We start from the raw sequence: 26,154 nt of genomic DNA, 5'->3' as shown, positions 1-26,154 counted from the left end.
AGGACGATGAGCGGACATGGCGCGATCTGTGCCGTTCGGCCCCCGCCGGCCTCTAGAAGAAACCGAGCGCCGAGGCTCCGCCGACGCCGCCGAGGACCATGAAGGCGGGCATCAGGACCTTGAGCTCGACCCAGCTGCCGGCCCGGAAGCGCATGCCCTTGGGCGGGCCGATCGGGTACCAGCGCTTGCGGCCGACGGGGATCGGCCACAGGATCGGGCAGCCGGAGACGGTCAGGGCGTCGCCGATGTCGTGCACGAGGGCGCCGAGGACGATGGGCAGGCCCAGCCACAGGTACTCCTGGCCGGGGCCGGTGAAGAACCAGTCCGCGCCGTTTCCGGGCTGGTCGAGGACGCCCGCGAGGATCCAGGCGCCGGTGGCGCCGAGCAGCCAGACCAGGACGTCGCTGGACATCCGGGCGGCCCGCCACAGCAGGCCTTCCACAGCGAGGACCAGGTGCACGAAGAGGATCGCGAGGACCGCCCAGCGGCCGCCGGTGACCGCCGCGACGGAGGCACCGGCGCCGATCAGGACCGCCCAGAGCCAGGTGTGGGTGAGGGTCCGGTGCCCGCCGGACCTGCGGGGGTCGGAGGTGGAGCGGGTCGCCTTGTAGACGGCGTACGACAGCTTGTCGACGATCTCGCAGAGGCCCCGGGAGACCGGTCCGAAGGCGCGGGAGATGGTCGCCGACTTGTGGTCGAGGTCGGGAGCGAGGGCCGCGCCCGCGCAGATGAGCGCGCCGACGACGAGAACCGGCCAGGGCATCGGGTGGTCGAAGGCGGCCGCGGCCGCTCCCACCCCCAGCCATGCCGCCGCTCCGGACAGCGAATGCGCCGGTCCCATCATGGTTGGCCGCCCCGTTTCTCCCCTGCCGGCGCTCAGTTGACGACCGGTCGACGGACGAGCCTATCGTCCGTGATCAAGACTGATGATGGCCGGTTCCCTCATCCGAGCGGAATGCGGGCAAGATGGGGGCGTGACCCTTATCGATCAGCTGCCGCCGACCGCCGACCCCGACGCCCTCTTCGAGGCCTTCTCCTCCTGGGCCGAGGACCGGGGCATCACGCTCTACCCGGCCCAGGAAGAGGCGCTGATCGAGGTCGTCTCCGGGGCCAACGTGATCTTGTCCACGCCCACCGGATCAGGAAAGTCGCTGGTCGCGGCGGGTGCGCACTTCACCGCGCTCGCCAATGACCAGGTGACCTTCTACACCGCGCCGATCAAGGCGCTGGTGTCGGAGAAGTTCTTCGACCTGTGCAAGCTCTTCGGCACCGAGAACGTCGGCATGCTCACCGGCGACGCCTCCGTGAACGCGGACGCCCCGGTGATCTGCTGCACCGCCGAGGTGCTCGCCTCGATCGCGCTGCGGGACGGCAAGTACGCCGACATCGGCCAGGTCGTCATGGACGAGTTCCACTTCTACGCCGAGCAGGACCGCGGCTGGGCCTGGCAGATCCCGCTCCTGGAACTCCCCCAGGCGCAGTTCATCCTGATGTCGGCGACGCTCGGCGACGTGTCGATGTTCGAGAAGGACCTGACCCGGCGGACCGGCCGCCCGACCTCGGTGGTCCGCTCGGCGACCCGGCCGGTGCCGCTGTCGTACGAGTACCGGCTCACGCCCATCACGGACACCCTGACCGAGCTCCTGGAGACCAAGCAGGCGCCCGTCTACATCGTGCACTTCACGCAGGCGCAGGCCGTCGAGCGCGCCCAGTCGCTGATGAGCATCAACATGTGCACGCGCGAGGAGAAGGACCAGATCGCCGAGCTCATCGGCAACTTCCGCTTCACCACCAAGTTCGGTCAGAACCTCTCGCGGTACGTGCGCCACGGCATCGGCGTGCACCACGCGGGCATGCTGCCGAAGTACCGGCGGCTCGTGGAGAAGCTCGCCCAGGCGGGCCTCCTGAAGGTGATCTGCGGGACGGACACCCTCGGCGTCGGCGTGAACGTGCCGATCCGCACGGTGCTCTTCACCGCCCTCACCAAGTACGACGGCAACCGGGTGCGCACGCTGCGCGCCCGTGAGTTCCACCAGATCGCGGGCCGGGCCGGCCGGGCCGGCTTCGACACCGCCGGTTTCGTGGTGGCGCAGGCCCCCGAGCACGTCATCGAGAACGAGAAGGCGCTCGCGAAGGCCGGCGACGACCCGAAGAAGCGCCGCAAGGTGGTCCGCAAGAAGGCGCCCGAGGGCTTCGTCGCCTGGAGCGACACCACCTTCGAGAAGCTGATCGACGCCGAGCCGGAGCCGCTGACCTCCCGCTTCAAGGTCACCAACATCATGCTGCTCTCGGTGATCGCCCGGCCGGGCAACGCCTTCGAGGCGATGCGCAAGCTCCTGGAGGACAACCACGAGCCGCGCAAGGCGCAGCTGCGGCACATCCGCCGGGCCATCGCGATCTACCGCTCGCTGCTCGACGGCGGCGTGGTGGAGCAGCTGGACCAGCCGGACGCCGAGGGCCGCACGATCCGGCTCACGGTCGACCTCCAGCAGGACTTCGCGCTGAACCAGCCGCTGTCGACGTTCGCGCTCGCCGCCTTCGACCTGCTCGACCCCGAGTCCCCCTCGTACGCCCTGGACATGGTGTCCGTCGTCGAGTCGACGCTCGACGACCCGCGCCAGATCCTCGCCGCCATGCAGAACAAGGCGCGCGGCGAGGCCGTCGGGCGGATGAAGGCGGACGGCGTCGAGTACGAGGAGCGGATGGAGCGACTCCAGGAGATCTCGTACCCGAAGCCGCTGGAGGAGCTGCTCTGGCACGCGTACAACGTCTACCGGAAGTCGCACCCGTGGGTCGGCGACCACCCGGTGTCGCCGAAGTCGGTCATCCGTGACATGTACGAACGGGCGCTGACCTTCACGGAGTTCACCTCCTGGTACGAGCTGGCGCGGACCGAGGGCATCGTCCTGCGCTACCTGGCGAGCGCGTACAAGGCGCTCGACCACACCATCCCGGACGACCTGAAGACCGAGGACCTGGAGGACCTGATCGCCTGGCTGGGCGAGATGGTGCGGCAGGTGGACTCCTCGCTGCTCGACGAGTGGGAGCAGCTGGCCAACCCGGAGGTCCAGACGGCCGAGGAGGCCCAGGAGAAGGCCGACCAGGTCAAGCCGGTCACGGCGAACGCCCGCGCGTTCCGGGTCCTGGTGCGCAACGCGATGTTCCGCCGGGTGGAGCTGGCCGCCCTCGACAACGTCGACGCGCTCGGCGAGCTGGACGCCGAGGCCGGCTGGGACGCGGACGCGTGGGGCGAGGCCATGGACGCCTACTGGGACGAGTACGACGATCTGGGTACGGGTCCCGACGCGCGCGGCCCGAAGCTGCTCGCGATCGAGGAGGACGCGGCACACGGCCTGTGGCGCGTCCGGCAGACCTTCGCCGACCCGAACGGCGACCATGACTGGGGCATCAGCGCGGAGGTGGATCTCGCGGCCTCCGACGAGGAGGGCCGGGCCGTGGTCCGCGTGACGTCCGTCGGACAGCTGTAGAGGAGACCTGTGGTGACCAACCCCGCCGAAAGGCTCGTCGATCTGCTCGACCTGGAGCGGATCGAGGTCGACATCTTCCGCGGGCGCAGCCCGCAGGAGTCGCTGCAACGGGTCTTCGGCGGGCAGGTCGCCGGACAGGCCCTGGTGGCGGCCGGCCGCACCACGGAGGGCGACCGGCCGGTGCACTCGCTGCACGCCTACTTCCTGCGGCCGGGCCGCCCCGGGGTGCCGATCGTCTACCAGGTGGAGCGGGTGCGCGACGGCCGCTCGTTCACGACCCGCCGGGTCACGGCGATCCAGGAAGGGCGGACGATCTTCAACCTCACGGCCTCCTTCCACAAGCCGGAGGAGGGCGCCTTCGACCACCAGCTGCCGCCGCGGCACCTCACCGACCCGGAGACCCTGCCGAACCTGGCGGACGAGATCCGCGAACACCTGGGCGCGCTGCCGGAGGCCCTGGAGCGGATGGCCCGCCGGCAGCCCTTCGACATCCGGTACGTGGACCGGCTGCGCTGGACCGCGGAGGAGGTCGAGGGCGCGGACCCGAGGAGCGCGGTGTGGATGCGGGCCGTCGGCCCGCTGGGCGACGATCCGCTCGTCCACACCTGCGCCCTGACGTACGCCTCGGACATGACGCTCCTGGACGCGGTCCGGATCCCCGTCGAGCCCCTCTGGGGCCCGCGCGGCTTCGACATGGCCTCGCTCGACCACGCGATGTGGTTCCACCGCCCGTTCCGGGCGGACGAGTGGTTCCTGTACGACCAGGAGTCCCCGATCGCCACGGGCGGCCGTGGCCTCGCCCGGGGCCGCATCTACGACCGCGAGGGGAGACTCCTGGTGTCGGTGGTCCAGGAGGGCCTGTTCAGGAAGCTGTGAGCCGCCCGGGTCACTCGTACTCGGTGCCGCCCTTGCGGGTCAGGTAGGCCGGGCTGACCGCCTTGGCGATGGCCCGGCCGCCGACGACCGGGCTGTACCGCTCGGTCGCGGGCCGGATGACGACGCCCTCCCGCAGGTGCGTCTCCCGGCCGGAGACGGTCTCCCGGCCGCTCGCGTGCGCGAGGACGGTGTCGAGGTCGTACGGCCCCGAGTACAGCCTCGGTACGAGCGGCACCTCACCGGCCTCGACGACGTCCTCCGGGTCGAGCCAGCGGACCTGGCCGTCGATCTCGGCGGACACGTCGAAGAGGGCGTAGCCGACGGTCTCGGAGCGGGCGTCGGCACCATAGGCGAGGTCCTGCACGCCGGAGCCGTACACCTCGCCGAAGAGCCCCACCCGGCGGGCGCCGAGCCGCTCCGCGAGCCGCTCGGCGACGCCGGCGAGGCCATGGCCGCGAACGGCACGCCAGTACAGGTTGCGCGGGTCCTCCCGAAGGGCGAGTCCCTTCCCGCCGAACCCCTTGGAGGAGACCTGCACGCGCCCGTCCTCGGCGCGGAAGGTCAGCAGGCAGGCGGTGCCGTGGAGCTTCTCCGTCAGGACGACGGGCTCGCCGGGCTCGAACACGTCCGGATGGCGCTGGAGGTTCTCGATGTCGACCCACGGCAGCAGGTCGGGCGCGGCCTCGACGTCCCCGCTCATGGTCGGCGGTATCGGTGGCACCCACTTGGTGATCCCGAGCACCTCCGCGAAGTCGGCTCCCTCGGCCGCGGCCCGTGCCAGGTCGATGCCGGCCAGCGCGGCGGGCCGGCACACGAGCCCCTGCGACAGCTCCCCGCGCAGCCGTACCGCCTTCACCCGGTCCGAGTTCCCTCCCGCGAGCCGCCCGGTCAGCCCGAGCTCCTCGACGAGCGCGAGGGGCAGGACGGCCTGCTCGGGGATGTAGACGGCGGCGTCACCCGTGTTGTAGATCCCCTTGGCGACGACGGCCCGGTAGAGCCCGACCTGGGCGAGCTCCAGGGCGTCGGCGTTCGGATGCGGATGGACGGTCAGGACTTCGGCGGTGACGCGCAGGGTGGACATGGTTCAGGACTCCGGATGCTCGGGTTTCGGTCTCATCGCGGCCCACCCTGACGGGCCGGGAAACGGGTGGCCCAGCGGTTTTGACGGCTGGTAGCGTCGCGATCTTCGCCCGGCGCTCCGCGTCGGCGGAGTCCCGTCAGGACACCTCATGGCCTCTCCCGCACTGACCTCCGCGCTCCACCGCATCGACGCCGTCTTCGGCGGCATGACCGCGCCCGCCGAGGGCTGTCTCCACTGTTACGGCGCTGAGGAGCTGGCGCTCCTCGCGGTGCCCTGGGCACCACTGGGCGACGATCTGGTGCGACAGTTCTTCCACAAGGAGCCCGGTCACTTCGACGACCATCCGGCGGTGCTGCGGCGGCTGCTGCCGGAGTTCCTCGCCTACGTCGTGGACGGCCGGTTCTCCGGCATGGGGTACGGCCCGGCCGGTCTCGGCCGAGTGAGGTGGCAGGAGTGGCCGGCCGAGCAGGCGGACGCGATCGCGAGCTTCCTCGACGTGTGGTGGCGGGAGACGCTCGCCGACCCGGCGCCCGTGTACGGAGTGGGGGCGGTGTGGGAGCTGTGCGTGGAGATCCACCGGTCGCTCGCACCCGTGCACGACGTCTGGGCCGCCGCTCCCCGCGGCGGCACGGAGGACCGGCACCTCGGCGACTGGGTGGCGTACCGGATCGACGACCTGCTCCAGGACGACAGCTGTGTCTTGCCCTGGTACGTGGACCTGGACGGCGTGCTCCTGCCCGAACTCCAGGCCTGGCTGGTCGAGCACGCCGTGCCCCGGCTCGCCGGCCACCCCGATCCGCTGCTCGCCCGGAAGGTCGCGCTGCTGGCGCTCGGGGAGGAGGAGCGCTGGGTGGCGTACTCCGAGCTGGTCGCCTCAGCCGGCTGACGGGTCCATCCCCGGCAGCGTGTCCTGCTCCACCTCGTGGCGGCGGGTGCGGATGTCCGGGGGCGCCGGGTGGAGTTTGGCGTCGCAGGTGGGGCCCAGGCCGGTGCGGCGGGAGTCGGCGCCGGTCAGGGGGCGGCCGCAGAGGCGGCAGTACACCCGACGGGGTCCCTGCTGCGGCGTGGAATCGATCGCGATTGCCAGTGGTTCGTCTCCCATGCTGAGATCAAACCCTATTTCGACGAGGAGCTGTCCATGAGTCTGTACGAGATTCCGCTGAAGACCCTGACCGGTGAGCCGGTCTCCCTGGCCGACTACCGCGACCGGGCCGTGCTGGTGGTGAACGTGGCCTCGAAGTGCGGCCTGACCCCGCAGTACGCGGGTCTGGAGCGGCTGCAGAAGGAGTACGGGGAGCGCGGCTTCACCGTGCTCGGCGTGCCCTGCAACCAGTTCGCGGGCCAGGAGCCGGGCAGCGCCGAGGAGATCTCCACCTTCTGTTCGGCAACCTACGGGGTGTCCTTCCCGCTCCTGGAGAAGACGGACGTGAACGGGGAGGGTCGCCACCCGCTCTATTCCGAGCTGGTGAAGGTCGCCGACGCCGAGGGCGAGGCCGGTGACGTGCAGTGGAACTTCGAGAAGTTCCTCATCGGCCGTGACGGCGCGGTCACCCGCTTCCGTCCGCGCACCGAGCCGGAGGCCCCCGAGGTCGTGGCGGCGATCGAGGCGCAGCTTGTCTGAGCTGGGGGTTGTCGAAAGACTGCGGGCCGCTGGCTGCGTCTTCGCCGAGGAGGAGGCGGAGATGCTCCTGGCGACCGCAACCGGGCCCGCCGAGCTCGACCTGATGGTCGAGCGGCGGGCCTCCGGCCTGCCGCTGGAGCACGTCGTGGGGTGGGCCGAGTTCGCCGGGCTGCGGATCGAGGTGGACGGCGGGGTCTTCGTGCCCCGGCGGCGTACGGAGTTCCTCGTCGGTCACGCGGTGGAGCTGGCCCGGCCCGGCGCCGTCTGCGTCGACCTGTGCTGCGGCTCCGGCGCGGCGGGCGCCGTGCTGCTCGACCGGGTCGAGGGCGCGCGGGTGCACGCCTCGGACATCGAGGCGGCGGCCGTGGCCTGCGCCCGGCGGAACGTCGAGCCGCGCGGCGGCCGGGTGTACGAGGGGGACCTCTTCGCGCCGCTGCCGCGGGAGCTGCGGGGCCTGGTCGAGGTGCTGGTCGCGAACGTGCCGTACGTGCCGACCGAGGAGATAGGGCTGCTGCCGCCCGAGGCCCGCGACCACGAGCCGCACGTCACGCTCGACGGCGGCGCGGACGGGCTCGACGTCATGCGGCGCGTCGCCGCCGAGGCGCCGGAGTGGCTGGCGCCGGGCGGGCACCTGCTGGTCGAGACGAGCGAGCGGCAGGCGGAGACGGCGCTCGCGGTGATGTCCGCGGCCGGTCTGGCACCGCGGGTCGTCACCTCCGAGGAGTGGTGGGCGACGGTCGTCGTCGCGACCCGGCCGTAGGACGGCGGAAGCGGCCCGCGCGGGCCGTTTCCGTTTCCGTTTCCGTTTCCGGGATGTCTACGCCGTCCTCGGCACGAGGCGGCAGCGTGCCGGGCCCTCCTGCGTGAGGGTGATCGCGGAGCCGACCGGCACCTCGGTGTCGACGGCCTCCAGGCCGTACTTCTGGAGGATCATCGCCAGCGCGATCACCGACTCCAGCATCGAGAAGTGCTGGCCGATGCAGGCGCGCGGGCCGCCGCCGAACGGGTACCAGGCGTACCGGGGGCGGGCCGCCTCCGCCTCGGGCGTGAAGCGGTCCGGGTCGAAGCGCTCCGGGTCCTCCCAGTAGGCGGGGTGCCGGTGGGTGACCCAGGAGGCGACGATGACGTCCGCGCCCGCCGGGATGGTGACGCCGTCGATCACGGTCTCCGCGACGGCGCGGCGGCCGGTGGCCGGGGCGGCGGGGAAGAGACGCATGGTCTCCTTGAGGACGCGGGTGATGTAGGGCAGCGCGTCGAGGTCGGCGGCGCCGGGGGTACGGCCGCCGAGGACCCGGTCGACCTCCTCGTGGGCCCGCTTCAGCACCTCCGGGTGCTTGGCGAGCAGGTGGAGGGCGAAGCCGAGGGACGTGGCGGTGGTCTCGTGCCCGGCGAGCAGGAAGACGAGGACCTGCTCGCGCAGCTCCGTGGCGTCGAAGCTGCCGTCCTCGGCGCTCTCGGCCTCGACGAGCAGGGTGAGGAGGTCGTCGCCCTCGCCGGAGGCCCGGCCGGAGCCGCGCCGCTCGGCGATGATCCGGTCGCAGACCTCGTACAGCGCCTGGTGGACGGCGGCGGCCTTGCGGTTGCCGGGGGTGGGCCAGTCGCGCGGGAACTTGACCGGGGAGTAACCGCGGCGCAGCACGTACGCGCCGAGTTCGGGGAAGCAGCGCTCGACGATCTCGACGGCCGCGTCCACGTCGGTGCCGAAGAGGATGCGGGCGACCGCGCGCAGGGCGAAGCGGGTCATCTCGTGGAGGACGTCGACGGTCTCGGCGGCGCCGTCCTGCCATTCGCCGATGAGGGTGGTGACCTCGGCGGCGACGGCCCCCGCGTAGCTGTCGACGCGGCGCTTGGTGAAGAGGGGCTGGACGAGCCGGCGCTGGCGGAGGTAGTCCTCGTCCTGGCTGGTCAGCAGGCCGTTGCCGAAGGACTCGCGGATCTCCTGGTAGAAGGCGTTGTCCTTGCGGAAGTTGGCGGACTCCCCGGCGAGGACCTGCTGGGCGCCCTCCGCGGAGAAGACGCCGTAGAAGGTGGCGCGGATCCCGGGCGGGCCCGCGGTCATCTTCACGACGTCCCCGTGCTCGCGGCGGGCGCGCAGGAAGGTGCCCAGCGAGTCCTTCTTGAGGTCGAGCATGGAGCCGAGGAGCGGATTTCCCCCGAGGTGGGGTGCTTCGGTACCGGTGGTGGCCATGATCGGTTCCCCCTTGATCGTCACTGGCCGGGTGATTGTCCCTCAGGAAGCAACTCACAGGTAGCCGGGGCCGAACAGCCGACCGGATCAGGCCTGTTGGCGTGAAACGCCCGACGGCCCGGGCCCGGTGTCAGTGGCGTCTGCGAGGCTCGTTCCCATGGACGATCGACCCGAGCTGACACTGCAACTGACCATCGACTGCGCCGACCCCCAGCGCCTGGTGCCCTTCTGGCTGGACGCCCTGCGGTACGTCCCCGACCCGCCGCCCGCCGGCCACGCCACCTGGCGGGCGTACTGGGAGGCGATCGGCGTGCCGGAGGACGAGCTGGGCGAGGGCGCCGGGGACCTTCCGGAGTCCATCGTCGACCCGAAGGGCGTGGGCCCCCGGGTCTGGTTCCAGCACGTCCCGGAGCCCAAGACCGTCAAGAACCGCGTCCACCTCGACCTGAAGGTCGGCGGCGGCCGCGAGGTCCCCCTCGCCCTCCGCCGCGCGCGCGTGGACGGCGAGGTGGCCCGGCTGACGGCGCTCGGCGCGACCGTGCTGTACACGATGGACGAGCCGAACGGCATGGACTACTACGCGGTGGTCCTCCAGGACCCGGAGGGCAACGAGTTCTGCGTCGTATGAGCGCCGGCTACTTCGCGATCGCGCGGCTGATCACCATGCGCTGGATCTCGCTGGTGCCCTCGAAGATCGTGTAGATCGCGGCGTCGCGGTGCATGCGCTCCACCGGGTACTCGCGGGTGTAGCCGTTGCCGCCGAGGATCTGGATGGCCTGGGCGGTGACCTTCTTGGCGACCTCGCTCGCGTACAGCTTGGACATGGAGCCCTCGGCCGCGGTGAAGGGCTTGCCGGCGGTGGCCATCCAGGAGGCGCGCCAGACGAGGAGGCGGGCGGCGTCGATCTGGGTGGCCATGTCGGCGAGCTGGAAGGCGACGCCCTGGTTCTCGATGATCGGGCGGCCGAACTGGACGCGGGTCTTGGCGTAGTCGAGGGCGACCTCGTACGCGGCGCGGGCGGTGCCGACGGCCATGGCGCCGACGGCCGGGCGGGAGGCCTCGAAGGTGGCCATGGCGGCGTTCTTGACGCGCTCGCCGCCCGCCTTGGCCTTCTCCCGGGCGCGGGCGAGGCGCTCGTCCAGCTTGTCCTTGCCGCCGAGCAGGCAGGAGCCGGGGACGCGGACGTCCTCCAGGACGACCTCGGCGGTGTGGGAGGCGCGGATGCCGTGCTTCTGGAACTTCTGGCCCTGGGAGAGGCCGGGGGTGTTCGGCGGCACGATGAAGGAGGCGTGGCCCTTGGAGCCGAGCTCGGCGTCGACGACGGCGACGACGACGTGGACGTTGGCGATGCCGCCGTTGGTCGCCCAGGTCTTGGTGCCGTTGAGGACCCACTCGTCCTTGGCCTCGTCGTACACGGCGCGGGTGCGCATGGAGGCGACGTCGGAGCCGGCGTCGGGCTCGGAGGAGCAGAAGGCGGCGACCTTGACGTCGTTCGCGTCGCCGTACATCTGCGGGACCCAGGTGCCGATCTGCTCCTCGGTGCCGTTGGCGAGGACGCCGACGGCGGCGAGGCCGGTGCCGACGATGGAGAGGGCGATGCCGGCGTCGCCCCAGAAGAGCTCCTCCATCGCCATCGGGATGCCGAGGCCGGTCGGGTCGAAGAACTGCTGGGCGTAGAAGTCGAGGGAGTAGATGCCGAGCTTGGCCGCTTCCTGGATGATCGGCCAGGGAGTCTCCTCACGCTCGTCCCACTCGGCGGCCGCGGGACGCATCACATCGGCGGCGAAGCCGTGGAGCCAGTCGCGGACCTGCTTCTGGTCCTCGTTGAGTTCGAGCGTGAACTCGCCCATGTTCCCTCCCAGCATGACGTTACTTGCGGTAACAGCAGTCTGTTACCGGTGGGTAGAGGCTGTCAACCTGCGATGGAGCGGTTCGGCCCGAGCGGCACCGGATCCCGGCCGGGTGTTACGTTGCGACAGCCTCACGAATCGCACGGGCGGGGAGACACGCACATGGACATCGCACACCGGACCACCGACCAGCAGACGCCCGCCGAGCAGCGGCGCCGCGAGCTGCTGGAGGCGGCGGACCGGGTGGTGCTCCGGGACGGCCCCAAGGCGTCCATGAACGCGATCGCGGCCGAGGCCGGCATCACCAAGCCGATCCTCTACCGCCACTTCGGCGACAAGGGCGGGCTCTACCGCGCCCTCGCCACCCGGCACACCGACGCGCTCCTCGCCTCGCTCCGGGCCTCGCTCGACGCCCCCGCGGACCGGCGCCGCCGCGTCGAGGCCACCCTCGACACCTACCTGGCGTCCATCGAGGCGATGCCCCAGGTCTACCGCTTCCTCATGCACCCGGCGGAGGAGTCGCACCAGACCGAACAGGGCTTCGACGTCGGCCGCCACTCGGCCCCGCTCCTTCGCCGCATGGGCGAGGAGCTCGGCCAGGTCATCGCCGAGCGCGTCGACCTGGGACCGGCCGCCGAGGCCCAGGCCCGGATCTGGGGCCACGGCATCGTCGGCATGATGCACGCGGCCGGCGACTGGTGGCTCGGCGAGCGCCCCTGCTCCCGGGCGGAGCTGGTGAAGAGCCTGGCCGACCTGCTGTGGGGCCGCCTCGCGGAGGCCGACGACCGCCCGGGCGGGCCGGGCTTCTAGGCGATCCGGTCGGCCCCGGTCCCCCACGGCTGCTTGCGGATCGTGCGCAGCAGACGTGACTTGCGCCACCCCGTGACGTGGTCCGCGTAGACCCCGCCCTCCAGGTGGTCCGTCTCGTGCTGGAGGCAGCGGGCGAAGAAACCCGTGCCCTCGATCCGTATCGGGGTGCCGTCGAGGCGTACGCCCTCGACCACCGCGCGGTCGAAGCGGGGGGTCGGCGCCTCCAGGCCCGGCAGGGAGAGACAGCCCTCGGGGCCGCGGATCTCGTCGCCGTCCGCCTCCACCAGGCGCGGGTTCACCACATGGCCCAGGTGGCGGTTCTCCTCGTCGTCGGGGCAGTCGTACACGAAGACCCGCAGGCCCACGCCGACCTGGTTCGCCGCCAGGCCCACGCCGTGCGCCGCGTACATCGTGGCGAACATGTCCTCGACGAGCCGGGCCAGTTCGGGTCCGAAGTCGGTGACGGGCGCGCAGGGGGTGTGCAGCACGGGGTCGCCGAGGAGCGTCATCGCTCGGACGAGGCCGGAACTGCCGGGGATGGGGCGGTTTCGCATGGCCGTAAGGGTACGGTCCGCCGTGACCTCGACGTTTCGTGCGGTCGCTTGCCGGTGCCGCTGTTCGGGCTGCTGGCCGGATCTCGATAGGCTGAGCCCGGACCGACGCAAGGAGGAACAAGAACGATGTCAGGACACCCCGGTAATCCAGAGCCGCTGTCGCCGCGCGCCAAGCTGGCCGTGACGGCGGGCAAGGCCGCGGCCGCGGTGTCGCGTGCGGCGGGGCGCGGCAGCGGATCGGTGATCGGCGGCCGGGTGGCGCTCAAGCTCGACCCCGACCTGCTCGGTCGGCTCGCGCAGCATCTGGACGTCGTCCTGGTGTCGGCGACCAACGGCAAGACGACGACGACCCGGCTCATCGCGGAGGCCCTGCGCGCCGCCGGGCCCGTGGTCTCCAACGCCCTCGGCGCCAACATGCCCGCCGGCATCACCTCGGCGCTGGCCGGCGGCACGGACTCCAAGTTCGGCGTGATCGAGGTCGACGAGAAGTACCTCGCCGGCGTCGCCCGGGACACCACGCCCAAGGCGATCGCGCTGCTGAACCTCTCCCGCGACCAGCTGGACCGCGCCGCCGAGACCCGGATGCTCGCCGAGAAGTGGCGCGAGGGCCTCAACGGCACCAAGGCCGTGGTCATCGCCAACGCCGACGACCCGCTGATCGTGTGGGCCGCCTCCTCCTCCCCGAACGTGGTGTGGGTCGCCGCCGGTCAGGAGTGGAAGGACGACGCCTGGTCGTGCCCCGCCTGCGGCGGTGTGATGCAGCGTCCGGGCGACGACTGGTTCTGCGGCGAGTGCGGCTTCCGCCGTCCCGCGCCGAGCTGGGCGCTCAGCGGCGACCACGTGCTCGACCCGCACGGTTCGGCCTGGCCGATCCGGCTCCAGCTGCCCGGCCGCGCCAACAAGGCGAACGCCGCCACCTCGGCCGCCGTCGCCGCCGTCTTCGGGGTGCCGCCGCAGGTGGCCCTGGAGCGCATGTACCAGGTACAGGCCGTCGCCGGACGCTACGACGTGGTCTCCTTCCAGAACCGCGACCTGCGTCTGCTTCTGGCGAAGAACCCGGCCGGCTGGCTCGAAACGTTTTCCCTCATCGACGGGCCGCCCGCCCCGGTGATCCTCTCGGTCAACGCGCGGGGCGCCGACGGCACGGACACCTCCTGGCTGTGGGACGTGGACTACGGCCGGCTCGCCGGCCACCCGATCATGGTGATCGGCGACCGGAAGCTGGACCTCGCGGTCCGGCTCGAGGTCGCGGGCGTGGACTTCCGCGTCTGCGAGACGCTCGACGAGGCCGTCTCGATGGCCCCGCCCGGGCAGATCGAGCTGATCGCCAACTACACCGCCTTCCAGGACGTCCGCCGCCGCGTCGGCAACTGACCCGTAGAGGACTTGCAGCATGAGTGACAGCAGCCTGCGCCTGGTCTGGGTCTACCCGGACCTGCTCAGCACCTACGGCGACCAGGGCAACGTCCTCGTCGTCCAGCGCCGTGCGGAACAGCGCGGCCTCAGCGTCGAGCGCGTCGACGTCCGCAGCGACCAGCCCGTCCCCACCTCGGGCGACATCTACCTGATCGGCGGCGGCGAGGACCGTCCGCAGCGGCTCGCGGCCGAGCGGCTGCGGCGGGACGGCGGCCTGAGCCGGGCCGCCTCGAACGGCGCGATCATCTTCTCGGTCTGCGCCGGGTACCAGATCCTGGGCCACGAGTTCATCAACGACCTCGGCGAGCGCGAGGCCGGCCTCGGGCTCATCGACGTGATCTCGACCCGCGGCGAGGGCGCCCGCTGCGTCGGCGACGTCCTCGCGGACATCGACCCGCGCCTGGGCCTCCCCCAGCTGACCGGGTTCGAGAACCACCAGGGCATCACCCACCTCGGCCCGACGGCCCGGCCCTTCGCACGGACCGTCTACGGCAACGGCAACGGGACCGGCGACGGCACCGAGGGCGCGTACAACGACACCGTCTTCGGTACGTACATGCACGGCCCCGTCATGGCCCGCAACCCGCAGATCGCGGACCTGCTCCTGAAGCTGGCCCTCGACGTGAACGCGCTGCCGCCGACCGACGACCGCTGGTACGAGGCGCTGCGCTCCGAGCGCATCGCGGCGGCTTCGCAGCCCGCCTGAGTCACCCTCGGGGCCGCTGTTCGCCCCTCGTACGAACGTACGTTGTCCACTGTGCGGACATCCGGTTCGGCCCCGCCACCCTGCGGCGATAGGGTGGCGGGGATCCAGCCGGACGACGTGGTCCGGGAGTCGGCCCACGTTGCAAAGGTTTTTGGGCTATGCGCATTGGCGTGCTCACCTCCGGCGGAGACTGCCCCGGTCTGAACGCTGTCATCCGTTCCGTCGTGCACCGCGCCGTCGTCGATCACGGCGACGAGGTCATCGGCTTCCACGACGGGTGGAAGGGCCTCCTGGAATGTGACTACCGGAAGCTCGACCTCGACGCGGTCGGAGGCATCCTCGCCCGGGGCGGCACCATCCTCGGCTCCTCGCGGGTCCAGCCCGCGCATCTCGTCGGCGGCGTCGAGCGCGCCAAGGGCCACGTCGCCGACCTCGGGCTCGACGCCATCATCCCGATCGGCGGCGAGGGCACCCTCAAGGCGGCGAACCTGCTCTCCGAGGCGGGGATCCCGATCGTCGGCGTCCCGAAGACGATCGACAACGACATCGCCTCCACCGACGTCACCTTCGGCTTCGACACGGCCGTCACCGTCGCCACCGAGGCCCTCGACCGGCTGAAGACCACCGCCGAGTCGCACCAGCGGGTCCTCGTCGTCGAGGTGATGGGCCGCCACACCGGCTGGATAGCGCTGCACTCCGGCATGGCAGCCGGCGCGCACGCCGTGGTCGTCCCCGAGCGCCCCTTCGACATGGACGAGCTGACCGCCCGGGTCGGCGAGCGCTTCGAGGCCGGCAAGCGGTTCGCGATCGTGGTCGTCGCCGAGGGCGCGAAGCCGCGCGAGGGCTCGATGGACTTCAAGACCGCCGGCACCGACATCTACGGCCACGAGCGCTTCACCGGCATCGCCAACCAGCTCTCCGTCGAGCTGGAGCGCCGGCTGAACAAGGAGGCCCGCCCGGTCATCCTCGGCCACGTCCAGCGCGGCGGCACCCCCACCGCGTACGACCGCGTCCTCGCGACCCGCTTCGGCTGGCACGCCGTCGAGGCGGCGCACCGCGGCGAGTTCGGCATGCTGACCGCGCTGCGCGGCACGGACATCACGATGGTCCCGCTGGCGCAGGCCGTGGAGACCCTCAAGACGGTCCCGGCCGACCGGTACGAAGAGGCGGAGTGCGTGCTCTGACGACTCCTGTACGTCACATCCGCCCCCGGTCGCAGTCGCGGCCGGGGGCGGTTCTAGTCTGGTGCGGACAACAAGCGCGAATCGGGCTCCAGGAGTGTACGAATGGATCACAGCGGGCACGGCATGACCACGGATCTGCCGCCGTTCACGCTGGGACGGGGCCTGGAGTTCTCTCCCGACCTCTTCTTCCTGATCGGATGCCTGGCGGCGCTCGGTCTGTACGGGTGGGGTGTGGCGCGGCTGCGGCGGCGCGGTGACGCGTGGCCCGTCAGCCGGACGGTGTTCTTCACGGTCGGCGTGCTGACCATCGCCCTGGTGATGTGCACCAAGCTCAACGACTACGGCATGGTCATGTTTAGCGTGCACATGGTGCAGCACATGGTGATCTCCATGCTCTCGCCGATCCTGCTGCTCCTCGGCGCGCCGGTCACGCTCGCGCTGCGGGCGCTGCCGGTGGCGGGCCGGGGCTCGACGGGGCCGCGCGAGCTGCTCCTGAAGCTGCTGCACAGCCGGTACATGAGGGTGATCACGCACCCGGCGTTCACCATCTCCATGTTCATCGCGAGCCTGTACGCGCTGTACTTCTCGCCGCTCTTCGACTTCCTGATGGGCTCGAAGGCCGGGCACATCGGGATGATGGTGCACTTCCTGATGGTGGGCCTGGTCTTCTTCTGGCCGATCATGGGCGTGGACCCGGGCCCGCACCGGCCGGGGTACGTGATGCGGATGCTGGAGCTGTTCGCGGGCATGCCGTTCCACGCGTTCTTCGGCATCGCGATGATGATGGCGTCGCAGCCGATGGTGGAGTCGTACAAGAACCCGCCGGCCTCGCTCGGCATCGACGCCCTCGCCGACCAGACCGCCGCGGGCGGCATCGCCTGGGCCTTCAGCGAGATCCCGTCCGTGCTCGTCCTGATCGCGCTGGTCTACCAGTGGTACCACTCCGAGCAGCGGCAGGCGGTCCGCAAGGACCGGGCCGCCGACCGCGACGGCGACAAGGAGCTGGAGGCGTACAACGCGTATCTGGCGTCGCTGCAGGGGCGGAGCAGCTGACGATCCTGGATCCGAGATTCTGGATCCAGGATCTTGGATCCAGAATCTCGGATCCGACTCCAGGATCTCGGATCCACGGTCCCTTCCGGGTCCGGTGCCGCTCGCGGCGCCGGACCCGGTTCGCGTTCCGGCGCACGCCGGAGCGTCCAGGGAGTAGCGCGCGCCCCTCTCGCGGGGTCACGATGGGCTGGACGGCTTCCGTGGCCTCGGTCGGGAGGAGGGCGGGCTGATGTCCGGTCCCACGAAGACGATGACGGTGCTGACGTGCGCCGCGCTGGTGATGACGACGGCCTACACGGTGGCGCTCGGCAGCAGCGGCTGGCTCTGGTTCGGCCTGGTGCTGCTTGTCGTGTCGACGATCGGGATGGCGGCGGCGGACAGCTCCGTACCACCCCCTCCCCCGCCCCGCCCGCCGGCCTCCACGTCCTGACCGCCGGGCTCTAGGAGCGCGGGGCCAGGACGATCCAGGTCTGGCCCGGGGCGAAGGGCAGGGGCGCTCCGGCCGGGGTGGTGAAGGTGGTGCCGGAGCCGGCCGAGGGCCGGGACCAACGGGCCTCGTGGGCCCGCCCGTCGCGCAGGACGAGGGCGGTGCCGCTGCCGACGGTCTCGCTGTACGGGGAGACCGAGCCGAACCGGTCGTGGAAGCGGGACGGCCGGATCGTGACGTGCTGGACGACGACCGTCTCCGGGGTGAGCGGGCCCGTGTCGGTGGCGCGGGCCTCGCGGCCGTCCATGGCCACGTGCCAGGCGTGGTCGGCGGGGGACCAGGTGAAGGTGTAGCGGGCCGCCGGGTAGCGGACGGTCGAGGTCGTGACCGGGGTGCCGCCGGGCGGCGCGGGCCCGAAGCGGAGGCCGATGTCCCGGGCGTCGCCGGCCCCGGGTGCGGCGGCGAGGGCGCGGCCGGGGCTCACGTAGAGGTTGTGCGGGGCGGGTCGCTGCGCGGAGCGCCGGAAGGCCTGGGGTGCCGAGCTCTCGGTGAGGAGGTCGAGGGGCGCGGCCCGGAGGAGCGGGGTCAGGGCGGTCTGGGCGCCGGAGTAGGCGAGGGCCGGGTGGTCGAAGTCGCCGAGCAGGGCGATGTCGGACTCGCGGGCGCTGCGGACGGGGCCGGTGAGGCCGGGGAGGTGGGAGGAGTAGACGGCGAGGAGCCGGGTGACCCCGCCCTCGACCTGTTCGACGTAGACGAGGTCGGCGGCGCCGAGTCCGGTGTGGGGGCGGGCGGCCGGCACGTTGTCGATCTTCACGGCGAGGACGGGGGCCGGCTTCGCGGGCAGCCCGGTGAAGGGTGAGATCCCGGTGGCGGGGGTGGCGGGGGTGGCGGGCGCGGTGGTCGGCCTGGGGCTTGGCTCCGACGGGCCCGAGCCGGAGCAGCCGTACAACCCGGCCGCCGTCAGCGCGCACAGCAGCGCGGTGAGGACGCGGCCGGGGCGCCTGACCCCGCGCTCGCCTGTCATGTGACGCTCCCCCACCAGTGGACCACGCGCGCGTGCGGGGATACAACGGGCGTGACGGAACGACGAACGGGGGCCGCGCGTGTTCTACCAGCTGATGAAACACGTCCTGCTCGGGCCGCTCCTCAAGCTGCTGTTCCGGCCGAGGATCGAGGGGCTCGAGCACATACCGGAGGAGGGGGCCGCGATCGTCGCGGGCAATCACCTCTCCTTCTCCGACCACTTCCTGATGCCGGTCGTGCTCGACCGGCGGATCACCTTCCTCGCGAAGCAGGAGTACTTCACGGGTCCGGGCCTGAAAGGCCGGCTCACGGCGGCGTTCTTCCGGGCCGCCGGGCAGATTCCGGTCGACCGGTCGGGGAAGGAGGCCGGGAAGGCGGCGATCCGGGAGGGGCTCGGCGTCCTCGGCCGGGGCGAGCTGCTGGGGATCTATCCCGAGGGGACGCGTTCGCACGACGGACGGCTCTACAAGGGCAAGGTCGGGGTGGCGGTGATGGCGCTGACCGCCGGGGTCCCCGTGGTGCCGTGCGCGATGGTGGGGACCTTCGAGATCCAGCCGCCGGGGAAGGTGGTGCCGAGGATCCGTCGGGTCACCATCCGGTTCGGGGAGCCGCTGGACTTCTCCCGGTTCGCCGGGTCGGCGGGTGAGAGGGCGGTGGTGCGCGCGGTGACGGACGAGATCATGTACGCGATCCTGCGGCTGTCGGGTCAGGAGTACGTGGACGAGTACGCGGCGGTGGTGAAGGCCGCGGAGTCCGGGCCCTCCGAATAGTTCCCGCGCGGGGGACGCTGAGGGCGGATCCGCGCACGGCGCAATCCCCTGGGCCGCCGCCCCGGGCACCCGTAGCGTCCCCTTCATGACCAAGGGAAACGTGTTCGTGCTGGGTGCGACGGGACAGGTGGGGCGGGCGGCCGTGCGGGCGCTCGTCGCGGACGGCTGGGAGGTGACGGCCGCCTCCCGGGGCGGCGCCGGGGACGACGGGTGGCCGGCGGAGGTCCGGTCGGTCGGGCTCGACCGGAACGAGGAGGGTGCGCTGGCGTCGGCGCTCGGCGAGGGCACCGACGTCCTGGTGGACGTGGTGGCGTACGACGCCGGGCACGCCGCCCAGTTGACCGGTCTCGCGGACCGGATCGGCTCGGCGGTGGTGATCTCCAGCGGGGCGGTGTACGAGGACGAGCAGGGCCGCAGCTTCGACACCCAGGACCGGCCGGACGGCTTTCCGCGCTACCCGGTGCCGATCCCCGAGTCGCTGGCGACGGTGGCACCGGGCGACAGCACGTACAGCACGCGGAAGGTCGCCCTGGAGCAGGCGCTGACGGCGGCCGGGGAGCTGCTGCCGACGACGCTGCTGCGGGCGGGCGCGATCCACGGCCCGCACTGCCGGTCGCCGCGCGAGCTGTTCTTCGTGAAGCGGGCGCTCGACCGACGGCCGGTGCGGGTGCTCGCGTACGGCGGCCTGTCGCGGTTCCATCCGTCGCACGTGGACAACCTGGCCGAGCTGATCCGGCTCGCGGCGGCGCGGCCGGGCACGCGCGTGCTGAACGCCGCCGATTCCGAGGCGCCGACGGTCGCGGAGATCTCCGCGGCGGTGGACGCGGTCGTGGGCGTGGAGAGCGAGCTGGTGCTCGTGGACGGGCCGCCGCCGGTGGGCGTCGTGGGTGAGACGCCGTGGGGCCTGGACGCGCCGATCGTGTACGACATGGCGACGGCGGAGCGGGAGTTGGGCTACCGGCCGGTGGTGGGGTACGCGGAGTCGCTGCCGGCGACGGTGGAGTGGCTGGCGGAGCGGCTCGCGGGCCGGGGGTGGCTCGAGGCGTTCCCGAACCTCGCCAAGTACGGGCAGGACTGGTTCGACTACGCGGCCGAGGACGCCTGGCTCGCGTCGCGCTGACCCAGGCGCGGACGCCGACGCGCAGGCACCGACGCGCGGAGGGGCGGCCGCCGTGTGGCGACCGCCCCCCCTTCACCGTGGTGCGGGTGTTACGGCTTGGGCGTGGCGTGCGGCTCGCACGTCACGTCCTGGCTGTCCACCTTGCCGGTGAGCAGGTACGTCTCGACCTTGGTGTTGATGCAGGGGTTCACCAGACCGGTGACGCCGTGCGAACCCGCGTTCTTCTCGGTGATGAGACGCGAGCCCTTGAAGCGCTTGTGCAGCTCGACCGCGCCGGCGTACGGCGTCGCCGCGTCACGCTCGGACTGGACGATGAGCACCGGCGGCAGGCCCTTGCCGGTCTTGACCTGGGTCGGCTTCTGCTGCGGCGCGGACCAGGTGGCGCACGGCAGGTTCATCCAGGCGTTCGCCCAGGTCATGAACGGGTACTGCTCGTGGAGCCGGGAGTTGTCCAGGTCCCACTTGTTCCAGTTCGTCGGCCAGGCGGAGTCGGCGCACTCGACGGCGGTGTAGACGGCGTTGCCGTTCTCCGACGCGATGTTGCCGGCCGTGTCCGTGAGGTCGGCGGCGGCGCCGTCGATCAGCGGCTGCGGGTCACCCGCGGCGTACGCGCTCCAGGCCTGCGCGACCGGGACCCACGAGGAGTCGTAGTACGGCGCGCTCTGGAAGAAGCCGATGAGCTCGGCCGGTCCGACCTTGCCGCCCAGGGGCTCCTTCTTGGCGGCGGCGCGCAGGGTCACCCACTGCTGCTGGACCTTCGCCAGGGTGTCGCCGAGGTGGAAGGTGGCGTCGTTCTGGGCGACCCAGGTCATCCAGTCCTTGAGGCGACCCTCGAAGGCGATGTCCTGCTCCAGGTTCGCCTGGTACCAGATGTTGCTCTTCTCCGGGTTGACCACGCTGTCGACCAGCATGCGGCGCACGTGGTTCGGGTACAGCGTGCCGTAGACGGCGCCCAGGTAGGTGCCGTAGGAGACACCGATGAAGTTGAGCTTCTTCTCGCCCAGCGCGGCCCGGATGACGTCGAGGTCACGGGCGGTGTTGCGCGTCGTCATGTAGGGCAGCATGTCGCCGCTCTTCTCGGCGCAGCCCTTGGCGTACTCGGCGGCCAGCTTGCGCTGGGCGAGCTTGTCCGCCTCGGTGTCCGGGACCGGGTCGAGCTTCGGGCCCTTGACGAAGTCGGTCGGGTCGACGCAGGAGATGGGCGCCGAGTGGCCGACACCGCGCGGGTCGAAGCCCACGAAGTCGTACGCCTTCGCGGTGTTCACCCAGAGCGGGCTCTTGGTGGTGACCCGGCGCGGGAAGCGCAGGCCGGAACCGCCGGGGCCGCCGGGGTTGTAGAGCAGCGCGCCCTGGCGCTCGGCCGGGGTGCCGGTGGACACGGCGCGGTCCACGGCGAGCTTGATCTTCTTGCCGTTCGGCTTGGCGTAGTCGACCGGGACGGTGACCCAGCCGCACTGGATGGGCGCGGCGAAGCCCCAGTCGGCAGGACAGTCCTGCCAGTCGATGCCGGCCTTCGCGGCGCGCTCGGCGGCGATGGCCGCGCCGCGCGCCTCGTCGTTACGGTCCTGGCCGGTGACGGCGCCGGCCGTCGGCGCAGCGAGCGCGGTCGCCATGAGCGTGCCCGCTATCAGAGTGCCGGCGGAGCCGAGCACTGCTGTGCGTCTCAATGGTCCTCCCCCTGAAGGAGTCTGTGTGTCCGGGGGATCCTTTCGTCCTTGGGGCTCCCGATGAAAGGGCGTACACCTGTTCCTTTGCCAAACCAATAACCGGTGAACGGTGTACCGCTGAGCGGTACAGGTTTGGGGAAGGGTCAGAACGGGGCGAGTTGGGACAAGGCCGCGTCGAGGAGCCGGCGCAGCGCGAGCGCGTCCGGGGCGACGGCGGTGACGAGTGCGGCGGGTCCGGCGAGCGGGCTGACCACGGCGTTCTCGCCGCACAGCCGCGCCTCCACCGGTTTGTCGGCGAACGCCGGGTCGACGACGAGGAGTTGGCCGGTGGCCCGGTGGCCGCCGAGGACCGCGCCGCCGTCCCAGCCGCCGGGCGCGCCGGGGCCGAAGGCCAGCTCCTGGTCGAACAGGGGGCGGCCGGCGCGGCGGACGGTGAGCCGGGTGGTGAGGGTGCCCGGTGCTTCGCCGTGCCGGCCGAGGACCTGTTCTTCTCGCAGGACGAGACGGGCCGTGGGCGCCAGGTCGACGGTGGTGCGCATCCTCAGGCGCGAGCCGGCGGCGGAGACGAGCTGCTCGGGCAGCCAGCGGAGGACCGCGCCCTCGCCGACGGAGATCCGCACGTCGTACGCGGCGGGGTCGGCGCTCGGGCCGGGCAGGGCCAGGGTGGCGGCGGCCGAGTCGACCAGGAGCCGGGCCCCGTCGCGCACCTCGGTCTCGATCGCCAGCCGGTCGCCGCCGAGCGGGGCGCTCATCGCGCCGACGACGGTGACCCTGGTGTACGGTCCCGCGGCCCGGGTGCGGCGCAGCGCGAGGGGGCCGTCGCTCACCAGGAGCGGCAGCCCGCCGTCGGCGTCGGCGGCGATCCGGGCGGTGGCGCGCAGGCTCACGCGGTCCATGCCGCGAGCTGCGCCCGGACCCAGTCGGCGACGGGCGCGACGCCGCTCTCGCCGCGCAGGGAGGTGAAGGCGACGGGCAGTTCGCCGCGCTGCTCCTTCGCGTCGCGGGCCATCCGCTCCAGGTCGGAGCCGACGTGCGGGGCGAGGTCGGTCTTGTTGATCACGAGGAGGTCGGCGGTGGTGACGCCGGGGCCGCCCTTGCGGGGGATGTCGTCGCCTCCGGCCACGTCGATGACGAAGATCTGGGCGTCGACGAGCCCCTTGGAGAAGGTGGCGGTGAGGTTGTCGCCGCCGGACTCGACGAGGATGAGGTCGAGCGGTCCGACGGTGTCCTCCAGGTCCTCGACGGCTTCGAGGTTGGCGGAGATGTCGTCGCGGATGGCGGTGTGGGGGCAGGCGCCGGTCTCCACGGCCTGGATGCGCTCGGGCGGCAGGACGGCGTTGCGGAGCAGGAACTCGGCGTCCTCGCGGGTGTAGATGTCGTTGGTGACGACGGCGAGGGAGAGGGTGTCGCGCAGGTCGCGGCAGAGTGCGGCGACGGTGGCGGTCTTGCCGGAGCCGACCGGTCCGCCGAGCCCGATGCGCAGGGCGCGGCGGGTGCCGTCGGGCCGGTGGGCGTCGGCGGAGACGGCGCCGTGGTGGGTGTGGGTGTGGTCGAGGTGCATGGGGGCTCCTGAGGGGTTCTGCGGGCTACGACGCGAAGAGGCGCACCGGCCAGGCCGCGTGCTGTTCGGCGGTGAGGTCGAGCAGCGGCGCGGAGGCGGCGGGCAGGGCGTCGACGCCCTGCCGGGCGGCCGCGGCGGCGCGCTCGGCGACCTGGTCCATCTCGGGTGCGAGGCGGGCGAGGACGGCGGTGGCCTGGTAGGGGTCGAGGCTGAGGAGGCGGACGGCCGCGGTCGCCGGGCCGCCGACCGTCTCGTACGCGACGCAGTGCGCCGCGTCCTCGGGCCCGAGTCCGGCGGCGCGTGCGGCGGTGCCGAGGACGACGGGCTGGTGGGCGCCGCGCGGGAACGCGGCGGCCAGCGCGTCGAGTTCGGGGCTCGGCCAGGTGGCGCGGGCGGCCCGCATCAGCTGGCGGCCGAGCCTGCGGGCGGCGGCGCGCAGGGCCGCCGAGGGCGTACGGGCGTCCGCCGCCGCGTCGAGTTCGTACGGGTCGAGTCCGTGCGCGGCCCCGGCGGCGAGCGCCGCCGAGGTGAGGCCGGTGGTGTGCAGCCGGCCGCGGCAGAAGGACTCCAGGTCGGCGGCGTCCTTGAGGCGGCCGGCCTTGACGGCGGCCTCGGCGCCGCCCGAGTGGGCGTGCCCGCCGGCGGGGAAACGCCCGTCGGCGAGCACGAGGAGAGCCGAGCGCATGGTCATCAGAAGAGGAAGTAGCGCTGGGCCATGGGGAGTTCGGCGGCGGGCGCCGGTTCGACCGCTTCGCCGTCGATGGTCACCGAGAAGGTGTCGGCGTCGACCTCGACCCGGGGCAGGGCGTCGTTCTCGCGCATGTCGGCCTTGGTGACCCGCCGGGTGGAGCCGATGGCGGCGAACTCCTTGTGCAGCCCGAGCTTCCGGGGCAGATCGTCCTCGATCGCCGCCTGGGCGACGAAGTTGACCGATCCGGCCGCGGCGGCCCGGCCGAGCGCGCCGAACATCGGGCGGGGCAGGACGGGCTGGGGCGTGGGGATGGAGGCGTTGGCGTCGCCCATCTGCGCGTACGCGATCTGGCCGCCCTTGACGACGACGAGCGGCTTCACGCCGAAGAAGGCGGGCTCCCAGAGGACCAGGTCGGCGAGCTTGCCGGGCTCGACGGAGCCCACGAGGTGGCCCATGCCCTGGGCGACGGCCGGGTTGATCGTGTACTTGGCGACGTAGCGGCGGGCCCGGTGGTTGTCGGCGCGGCCGTCGCCGGGCAGGGCGCCGCGGCGCTTCTTCATGACGTGGGCGGTCTGCCAGGTCCGCATGATCACCTCGCCGATCCGGCCCATGGCCTGGGAGTCGGAGGAGATGATCGAGATGGCCCCCAGGTCGTGGAGGACGTCCTCGGCGGCGATGGTGGAGGGCCGGATGCGGGACTCCGCGAAGGCCAGGTCCTCGGGGACGGCCGGGTTGAGGTGGTGGCAGACCATCAGCATGTCGAGGTGTTCCTCGATGGTGTTGACGGTGTGCGGCCGGGTCGGGTTGGTCGAGCTGGGCAGGACGTGCGGCTCGGAGACGACGGTGATGATGTCGGGGGCGTGCCCGCCGCCGGCGCCCTCCGTGTGGTACGCGTGGATGGTGCGGCCGGCGATGGCGGCGAGGGTGTCGCCGACGAAGCCCGCCTCGTTCAGGGTGTCGGTGTGGATGGCCAGTTGGGCGCCGGTCTCCTCGCACACGCCCAGGCAGGCGTCGATGACGGCGGGGGTGGCGCCCCAGTCCTCGTGGATCTTGAAGCCGAGGGCGCCGCCGCGCAGCTGGGAGTGCATGGCCTCCCGGGACGTGGTGTTGCCCTTGCCGAGCAGGCCGATGTTGACGGGGAAGGTGTCCAGGGCCTCGAACATCCGGGCCATGTGCCAGGGGCCGGGGGTGATCGTGGTCGCCTTGGTGCCCTCGGCGGGTCCTGTGCCGCCGCCGACGAGGGTGGTGACGCCGGTGGCGAGGGCCTGCTCGACGACGGTCGGCGAGATGAAGTGGACGTGGGTGTCGACGGCCCCGGCGGTGACGATACGGCCGTTGCCGACGATGATCTCGGTCTCGGGGCCGATGACGAGGTCGGGGTGGACGCCGTCCATGGTGTCGGGGTTGCCGGCCTTGCCGAGGGCGGTGATCCGGCCGTCCCGGATGCCGATGTCCGCCTTGACGACACCCCAGTGGTCGATGACGACGGCGCCGGTGATGACGGTGTCGGGGGCGCCCTCGGCACGGGTGGTGCGGGCCTGGCCCATGGACTCGCGGACGACCTTGCCGCCGCCGAAGACGGCCTCCTCGCCGGCGCGGCCGGGGCCGCCGCAGCGGTCCTCCTCGATCTCGACGAGCAGGTCGGTGTCGGCGAGCCGGATGCGGTCGCCGGTGGTGGGGCCGAACAGGTCGGCGTAGACGGCGCGGTGGAGGTCAGGCACGGACGCCGTCCTTGTGGTCTGCGGGGATGTCGAGGGGGCCCGCGGTCTCGCCGCGCAGGCCGGGCACGATCCGGCGGCCGGCGATCGGCACGAGCTCGACCTCGACGGGGATGCCGGGTTCGAAGCGGACGGCGGTCCCGGCGGCGATGTGCAGCCGCTGCCCGCGGGCGGCGGCGCGGTCGAAGTCCAGGCCGGGGTTGACCTCGGCGAAGTGGTAGTGGGAGCCGACCTGGACGGGCCGGTCGGCGGCGTTGAGGACGGTGAGGCGGGTGACGGGGCGCCCCTCGTTGAGGGTCACGGGCCCGTCCGCGTACAGGATCTCTCCGGGGATCATCGGCGGCCGCCCG

27 protein-coding genes are annotated in these 26,154 nt (G+C 72.1%); 14 read left to right on the top strand and 13 right to left on the bottom strand.

What is annotated here, in order from left to right; genetic code table 11:
- Positions 1-52: 52 nt before the first annotated feature.
- On the bottom strand, positions 53-844 hold the full coding sequence (locus ACFYX3_RS31250) for a metal-dependent hydrolase (protein WP_352027547.1): 792 nt from the start codon (positions 842-844) through the stop codon (positions 53-55).
- Between the two features lie 82 nt (positions 845-926).
- On the opposite strand from ACFYX3_RS31250, the gene ACFYX3_RS31245 reads away from it, so the two are divergent.
- Complete coding sequence (locus ACFYX3_RS31245) at positions 927-3,488, top strand: DEAD/DEAH box helicase (RefSeq protein WP_389020455.1); 2,562 nt, start codon at positions 927-929, stop codon at positions 3,486-3,488.
- Positions 3,489-3,500: 12 nt separating this feature from the next.
- Positions 3,501-4,364, top strand: coding sequence for an acyl-CoA thioesterase II (locus ACFYX3_RS31240; protein WP_181924700.1), 864 nt, complete (start codon positions 3,501-3,503; stop codon positions 4,362-4,364).
- 10 nt (positions 4,365-4,374) lie between these two features.
- Here ACFYX3_RS31240 and ACFYX3_RS31235 read toward each other — a convergent pair whose 3' ends face one another.
- Positions 4,375-5,445, bottom strand: coding sequence for an RNA ligase (ATP) (locus ACFYX3_RS31235; protein ID WP_389020450.1), 1,071 nt, complete (start codon positions 5,443-5,445; stop codon positions 4,375-4,377).
- A gap of 148 nt (positions 5,446-5,593) precedes the next feature.
- On the opposite strand from ACFYX3_RS31235, the gene ACFYX3_RS31230 reads away from it, so the two are divergent.
- Positions 5,594-6,331, top strand: a complete 738-nt coding sequence (locus tag ACFYX3_RS31230) for a hypothetical protein (RefSeq protein WP_389020447.1) — start codon at positions 5,594-5,596, stop codon at positions 6,329-6,331.
- Here the strand turns inward: ACFYX3_RS31230 and ACFYX3_RS31225 are convergent.
- The gene (locus ACFYX3_RS31225; RefSeq protein WP_389020444.1) at positions 6,320-6,547 is read right to left on the bottom strand and encodes a DUF6011 domain-containing protein; all 228 of its coding nucleotides are present in this window, start codon (positions 6,545-6,547) and stop codon (positions 6,320-6,322) included. The genes ACFYX3_RS31230 and ACFYX3_RS31225 overlap by 12 nt on opposite strands.
- Before the next feature lie 36 nt (positions 6,548-6,583).
- On the opposite strand from ACFYX3_RS31225, the gene ACFYX3_RS31220 reads away from it, so the two are divergent.
- Positions 6,584-7,066, top strand: coding sequence for a glutathione peroxidase (locus ACFYX3_RS31220; RefSeq protein ID WP_382658137.1), 483 nt, complete (start codon positions 6,584-6,586; stop codon positions 7,064-7,066).
- On the top strand, positions 7,059-7,826 hold the full coding sequence (locus ACFYX3_RS31215) for a putative protein N(5)-glutamine methyltransferase (RefSeq protein WP_389020439.1): 768 nt from the start codon (positions 7,059-7,061) through the stop codon (positions 7,824-7,826). The genes ACFYX3_RS31220 and ACFYX3_RS31215 overlap by 8 nt, the downstream gene beginning before the upstream one ends.
- Before the next feature lie 57 nt (positions 7,827-7,883).
- Here the strand turns inward: ACFYX3_RS31215 and ACFYX3_RS31210 are convergent, their stop codons facing one another.
- Complete coding sequence (locus ACFYX3_RS31210) at positions 7,884-9,254, bottom strand: cytochrome P450 (protein WP_389020436.1); 1,371 nt, start codon at positions 9,252-9,254, stop codon at positions 7,884-7,886.
- Between the two features lie 157 nt (positions 9,255-9,411).
- On the opposite strand from ACFYX3_RS31210, the gene ACFYX3_RS31205 reads away from it, so the two are divergent.
- The gene (locus tag ACFYX3_RS31205) at positions 9,412-9,882 is read left to right on the top strand and encodes a VOC family protein (protein ID WP_389020432.1); all 471 of its coding nucleotides are present in this window, start codon (positions 9,412-9,414) and stop codon (positions 9,880-9,882) included.
- A gap of 7 nt (positions 9,883-9,889) precedes the next feature.
- Here ACFYX3_RS31205 and ACFYX3_RS31200 read toward each other — a convergent pair whose 3' ends face one another.
- Positions 9,890-11,104 (bottom strand): acyl-CoA dehydrogenase family protein, encoded by a 1,215-nt coding sequence (locus ACFYX3_RS31200; protein WP_359512880.1) that lies wholly within the window; start codon positions 11,102-11,104, stop codon positions 9,890-9,892.
- A 162-nt stretch (positions 11,105-11,266) separates the two neighbouring features.
- Between ACFYX3_RS31200 and ACFYX3_RS31195 the strand changes: the two genes are divergently transcribed.
- Positions 11,267-11,914, top strand: coding sequence for a TetR family transcriptional regulator (locus ACFYX3_RS31195; RefSeq protein WP_116162283.1), 648 nt, complete (start codon positions 11,267-11,269; stop codon positions 11,912-11,914).
- Here the strand turns inward: ACFYX3_RS31195 and def are convergent.
- The gene (gene def, locus ACFYX3_RS31190; RefSeq protein ID WP_359512877.1) at positions 11,911-12,468 is read right to left on the bottom strand and encodes a peptide deformylase; all 558 of its coding nucleotides are present in this window, start codon (positions 12,466-12,468) and stop codon (positions 11,911-11,913) included. The genes ACFYX3_RS31195 and def overlap by 4 nt on opposite strands.
- Positions 12,469-12,594: 126 nt before the next feature.
- Here def and ACFYX3_RS31185 point away from each other — a divergent pair, with 126 nt between their 5' ends.
- The 5 genes from ACFYX3_RS31185 (at position 12,595) to ACFYX3_RS31165 (ending at position 17,257) form a co-directional block, all read left to right on the top strand.
- Positions 12,595-13,842: a MurT ligase domain-containing protein gene (locus ACFYX3_RS31185; RefSeq protein WP_116162279.1), complete on the top strand. Its 1,248-nt coding sequence runs from the start codon at positions 12,595-12,597 to the stop codon at positions 13,840-13,842.
- A 19-nt stretch (positions 13,843-13,861) separates the two neighbouring features.
- Positions 13,862-14,590, top strand: coding sequence for a type 1 glutamine amidotransferase (locus ACFYX3_RS31180; protein ID WP_382658148.1), 729 nt, complete (start codon positions 13,862-13,864; stop codon positions 14,588-14,590).
- A gap of 158 nt (positions 14,591-14,748) precedes the next feature.
- A complete protein-coding gene (locus tag ACFYX3_RS31175; RefSeq protein ID WP_116162275.1) occupies positions 14,749-15,774 on the top strand; it encodes a 6-phosphofructokinase in 1,026 nt (341 codons plus the stop codon).
- A 102-nt stretch (positions 15,775-15,876) separates the two neighbouring features.
- Positions 15,877-16,827 (top strand): cytochrome c oxidase assembly protein, encoded by a 951-nt coding sequence (locus ACFYX3_RS31170; protein ID WP_116162273.1) that lies wholly within the window; start codon positions 15,877-15,879, stop codon positions 16,825-16,827.
- A gap of 229 nt (positions 16,828-17,056) precedes the next feature.
- Positions 17,057-17,257 carry a hypothetical protein gene (locus ACFYX3_RS31165; RefSeq protein ID WP_376584210.1) on the top strand — a complete coding sequence of 67 codons (201 nt, stop codon included), beginning with the start codon at positions 17,057-17,059 and terminating at the stop codon, positions 17,255-17,257.
- A 10-nt stretch (positions 17,258-17,267) separates the two neighbouring features.
- Here ACFYX3_RS31165 and ACFYX3_RS31160 read toward each other — a convergent pair whose 3' ends face one another.
- On the bottom strand, positions 17,268-18,278 hold the full coding sequence (locus ACFYX3_RS31160; RefSeq protein ID WP_389020423.1) for a DUF3048 domain-containing protein: 1,011 nt from the start codon (positions 18,276-18,278) through the stop codon (positions 17,268-17,270).
- Positions 18,279-18,357: 79 nt separating this feature from the next.
- Between ACFYX3_RS31160 and ACFYX3_RS31155 the strand changes: the two genes are divergently transcribed.
- Both ACFYX3_RS31155 and ACFYX3_RS31150 read left to right on the top strand, forming a co-directional pair.
- Positions 18,358-19,047 (top strand): lysophospholipid acyltransferase family protein, encoded by a 690-nt coding sequence (locus tag ACFYX3_RS31155; RefSeq protein WP_376584206.1) that lies wholly within the window; start codon positions 18,358-18,360, stop codon positions 19,045-19,047.
- 85 nt (positions 19,048-19,132) lie between these two features.
- Positions 19,133-20,167, top strand: a complete 1,035-nt coding sequence (locus ACFYX3_RS31150) for an NAD-dependent epimerase/dehydratase family protein (RefSeq protein WP_389020419.1) — start codon at positions 19,133-19,135, stop codon at positions 20,165-20,167.
- Between the two features lie 89 nt (positions 20,168-20,256).
- Here ACFYX3_RS31150 and ACFYX3_RS31145 read toward each other — a convergent pair whose 3' ends face one another.
- The 6 genes from ACFYX3_RS31145 to ACFYX3_RS31120 form a co-directional block, all read right to left on the bottom strand.
- Positions 20,257-21,834 (bottom strand): alpha/beta hydrolase, encoded by a 1,578-nt coding sequence (locus ACFYX3_RS31145; protein WP_389020416.1) that lies wholly within the window; start codon positions 21,832-21,834, stop codon positions 20,257-20,259.
- A gap of 143 nt (positions 21,835-21,977) precedes the next feature.
- Positions 21,978-22,721, bottom strand: a complete 744-nt coding sequence (locus ACFYX3_RS31140; RefSeq protein WP_389020647.1) for an urease accessory protein UreD — start codon at positions 22,719-22,721, stop codon at positions 21,978-21,980.
- On the bottom strand, positions 22,718-23,395 hold the full coding sequence (gene ureG, locus ACFYX3_RS31135; RefSeq protein ID WP_376584201.1) for an urease accessory protein UreG: 678 nt from the start codon (positions 23,393-23,395) through the stop codon (positions 22,718-22,720). The genes ACFYX3_RS31140 and ureG overlap by 4 nt, the downstream gene beginning before the upstream one ends.
- 25 nt (positions 23,396-23,420) lie before the next feature.
- Positions 23,421-24,086 carry an urease accessory protein UreF gene (locus ACFYX3_RS31130; protein WP_385661149.1) on the bottom strand — a complete coding sequence of 222 codons (666 nt, stop codon included), beginning with the start codon at positions 24,084-24,086 and terminating at the stop codon, positions 23,421-23,423.
- Positions 24,086-25,807 carry an urease subunit alpha gene (locus ACFYX3_RS31125; protein WP_389020411.1) on the bottom strand — a complete coding sequence of 574 codons (1,722 nt, stop codon included), beginning with the start codon at positions 25,805-25,807 and terminating at the stop codon, positions 24,086-24,088. Before ACFYX3_RS31125 ends, ACFYX3_RS31130 begins: the two co-directional genes overlap by 1 nt.
- On the bottom strand, positions 25,800-26,141 hold the full coding sequence (locus tag ACFYX3_RS31120) for an urease subunit beta (protein ID WP_376584196.1): 342 nt from the start codon (positions 26,139-26,141) through the stop codon (positions 25,800-25,802). The genes ACFYX3_RS31125 and ACFYX3_RS31120 overlap by 8 nt, the downstream gene beginning before the upstream one ends.
- Between the last annotated feature and the right edge of the window lie 13 nt (positions 26,142-26,154).

The organism is Streptomyces sp. NPDC002463, assembly GCF_042889835.1.
Lineage (GTDB): Bacteria > Actinomycetota > Actinomycetes > Streptomycetales > Streptomycetaceae > Streptomyces > Streptomyces nymphaeiformis.
Note: the sequence above shows the minus strand (reverse complement) of the source record. Positions and strands in the feature narration are given on the sequence as shown.

What these genes read in the sequence shown, in the direction of transcription:
- ACFYX3_RS31250 (WP_352027547.1), bottom strand. Translation starts at nt 844, where the DNA reads ATGATGGGACCGGCGCATTCGCTGTCCGGAGCGGCGGCATGGCTGGGG.
- ACFYX3_RS31245 (WP_389020455.1), top strand. Translation starts at nt 927, where the DNA reads ATGATGGCCGGTTCCCTCATCCGAGCGGAATGCGGGCAAGATGGGGGC.
- ACFYX3_RS31235 (WP_389020450.1), bottom strand. Translation starts at nt 5,445, where the DNA reads ATGTCCACCCTGCGCGTCACCGCCGAAGTCCTGACCGTCCATCCGCAT.
- ACFYX3_RS31230 (WP_389020447.1), top strand. Translation starts at nt 5,594, where the DNA reads ATGGCCTCTCCCGCACTGACCTCCGCGCTCCACCGCATCGACGCCGTC.
- ACFYX3_RS31225 (WP_389020444.1), bottom strand. Translation starts at nt 6,547, where the DNA reads ATGGGAGACGAACCACTGGCAATCGCGATCGATTCCACGCCGCAGCAG.
- ACFYX3_RS31220 (WP_382658137.1), top strand. Translation starts at nt 6,584, where the DNA reads ATGAGTCTGTACGAGATTCCGCTGAAGACCCTGACCGGTGAGCCGGTC.
- ACFYX3_RS31210 (WP_389020436.1), bottom strand. Translation starts at nt 9,254, where the DNA reads ATGGCCACCACCGGTACCGAAGCACCCCACCTCGGGGGAAATCCGCTC.
- ACFYX3_RS31205 (WP_389020432.1), top strand. Translation starts at nt 9,412, where the DNA reads ATGGACGATCGACCCGAGCTGACACTGCAACTGACCATCGACTGCGCC.
- ACFYX3_RS31200 (WP_359512880.1), bottom strand. Translation starts at nt 11,104, where the DNA reads ATGGGCGAGTTCACGCTCGAACTCAACGAGGACCAGAAGCAGGTCCGC.
- ACFYX3_RS31195 (WP_116162283.1), top strand. Translation starts at nt 11,267, where the DNA reads ATGGACATCGCACACCGGACCACCGACCAGCAGACGCCCGCCGAGCAG.
- def (WP_359512877.1), bottom strand. Translation starts at nt 12,468, where the DNA reads ATGCGAAACCGCCCCATCCCCGGCAGTTCCGGCCTCGTCCGAGCGATG.
- ACFYX3_RS31185 (WP_116162279.1), top strand. Translation starts at nt 12,595, where the DNA reads ATGTCAGGACACCCCGGTAATCCAGAGCCGCTGTCGCCGCGCGCCAAG.
- ACFYX3_RS31180 (WP_382658148.1), top strand. Translation starts at nt 13,862, where the DNA reads ATGAGTGACAGCAGCCTGCGCCTGGTCTGGGTCTACCCGGACCTGCTC.
- ACFYX3_RS31175 (WP_116162275.1), top strand. Translation starts at nt 14,749, where the DNA reads ATGCGCATTGGCGTGCTCACCTCCGGCGGAGACTGCCCCGGTCTGAAC.
- ACFYX3_RS31170 (WP_116162273.1), top strand. Translation starts at nt 15,877, where the DNA reads ATGGATCACAGCGGGCACGGCATGACCACGGATCTGCCGCCGTTCACG.
- ACFYX3_RS31165 (WP_376584210.1), top strand. Translation starts at nt 17,057, where the DNA reads ATGTCCGGTCCCACGAAGACGATGACGGTGCTGACGTGCGCCGCGCTG.
- ACFYX3_RS31160 (WP_389020423.1), bottom strand. Translation starts at nt 18,278, where the DNA reads ATGACAGGCGAGCGCGGGGTCAGGCGCCCCGGCCGCGTCCTCACCGCG.
- ACFYX3_RS31150 (WP_389020419.1), top strand. Translation starts at nt 19,133, where the DNA reads ATGACCAAGGGAAACGTGTTCGTGCTGGGTGCGACGGGACAGGTGGGG.
- ureG (WP_376584201.1), bottom strand. Translation starts at nt 23,395, where the DNA reads ATGCACCTCGACCACACCCACACCCACCACGGCGCCGTCTCCGCCGAC.
- ACFYX3_RS31130 (WP_385661149.1), bottom strand. Translation starts at nt 24,086, where the DNA reads ATGACCATGCGCTCGGCTCTCCTCGTGCTCGCCGACGGGCGTTTCCCC.
- ACFYX3_RS31120 (WP_376584196.1), bottom strand. Translation starts at nt 26,141, where the DNA reads ATGATCCCCGGAGAGATCCTGTACGCGGACGGGCCCGTGACCCTCAAC.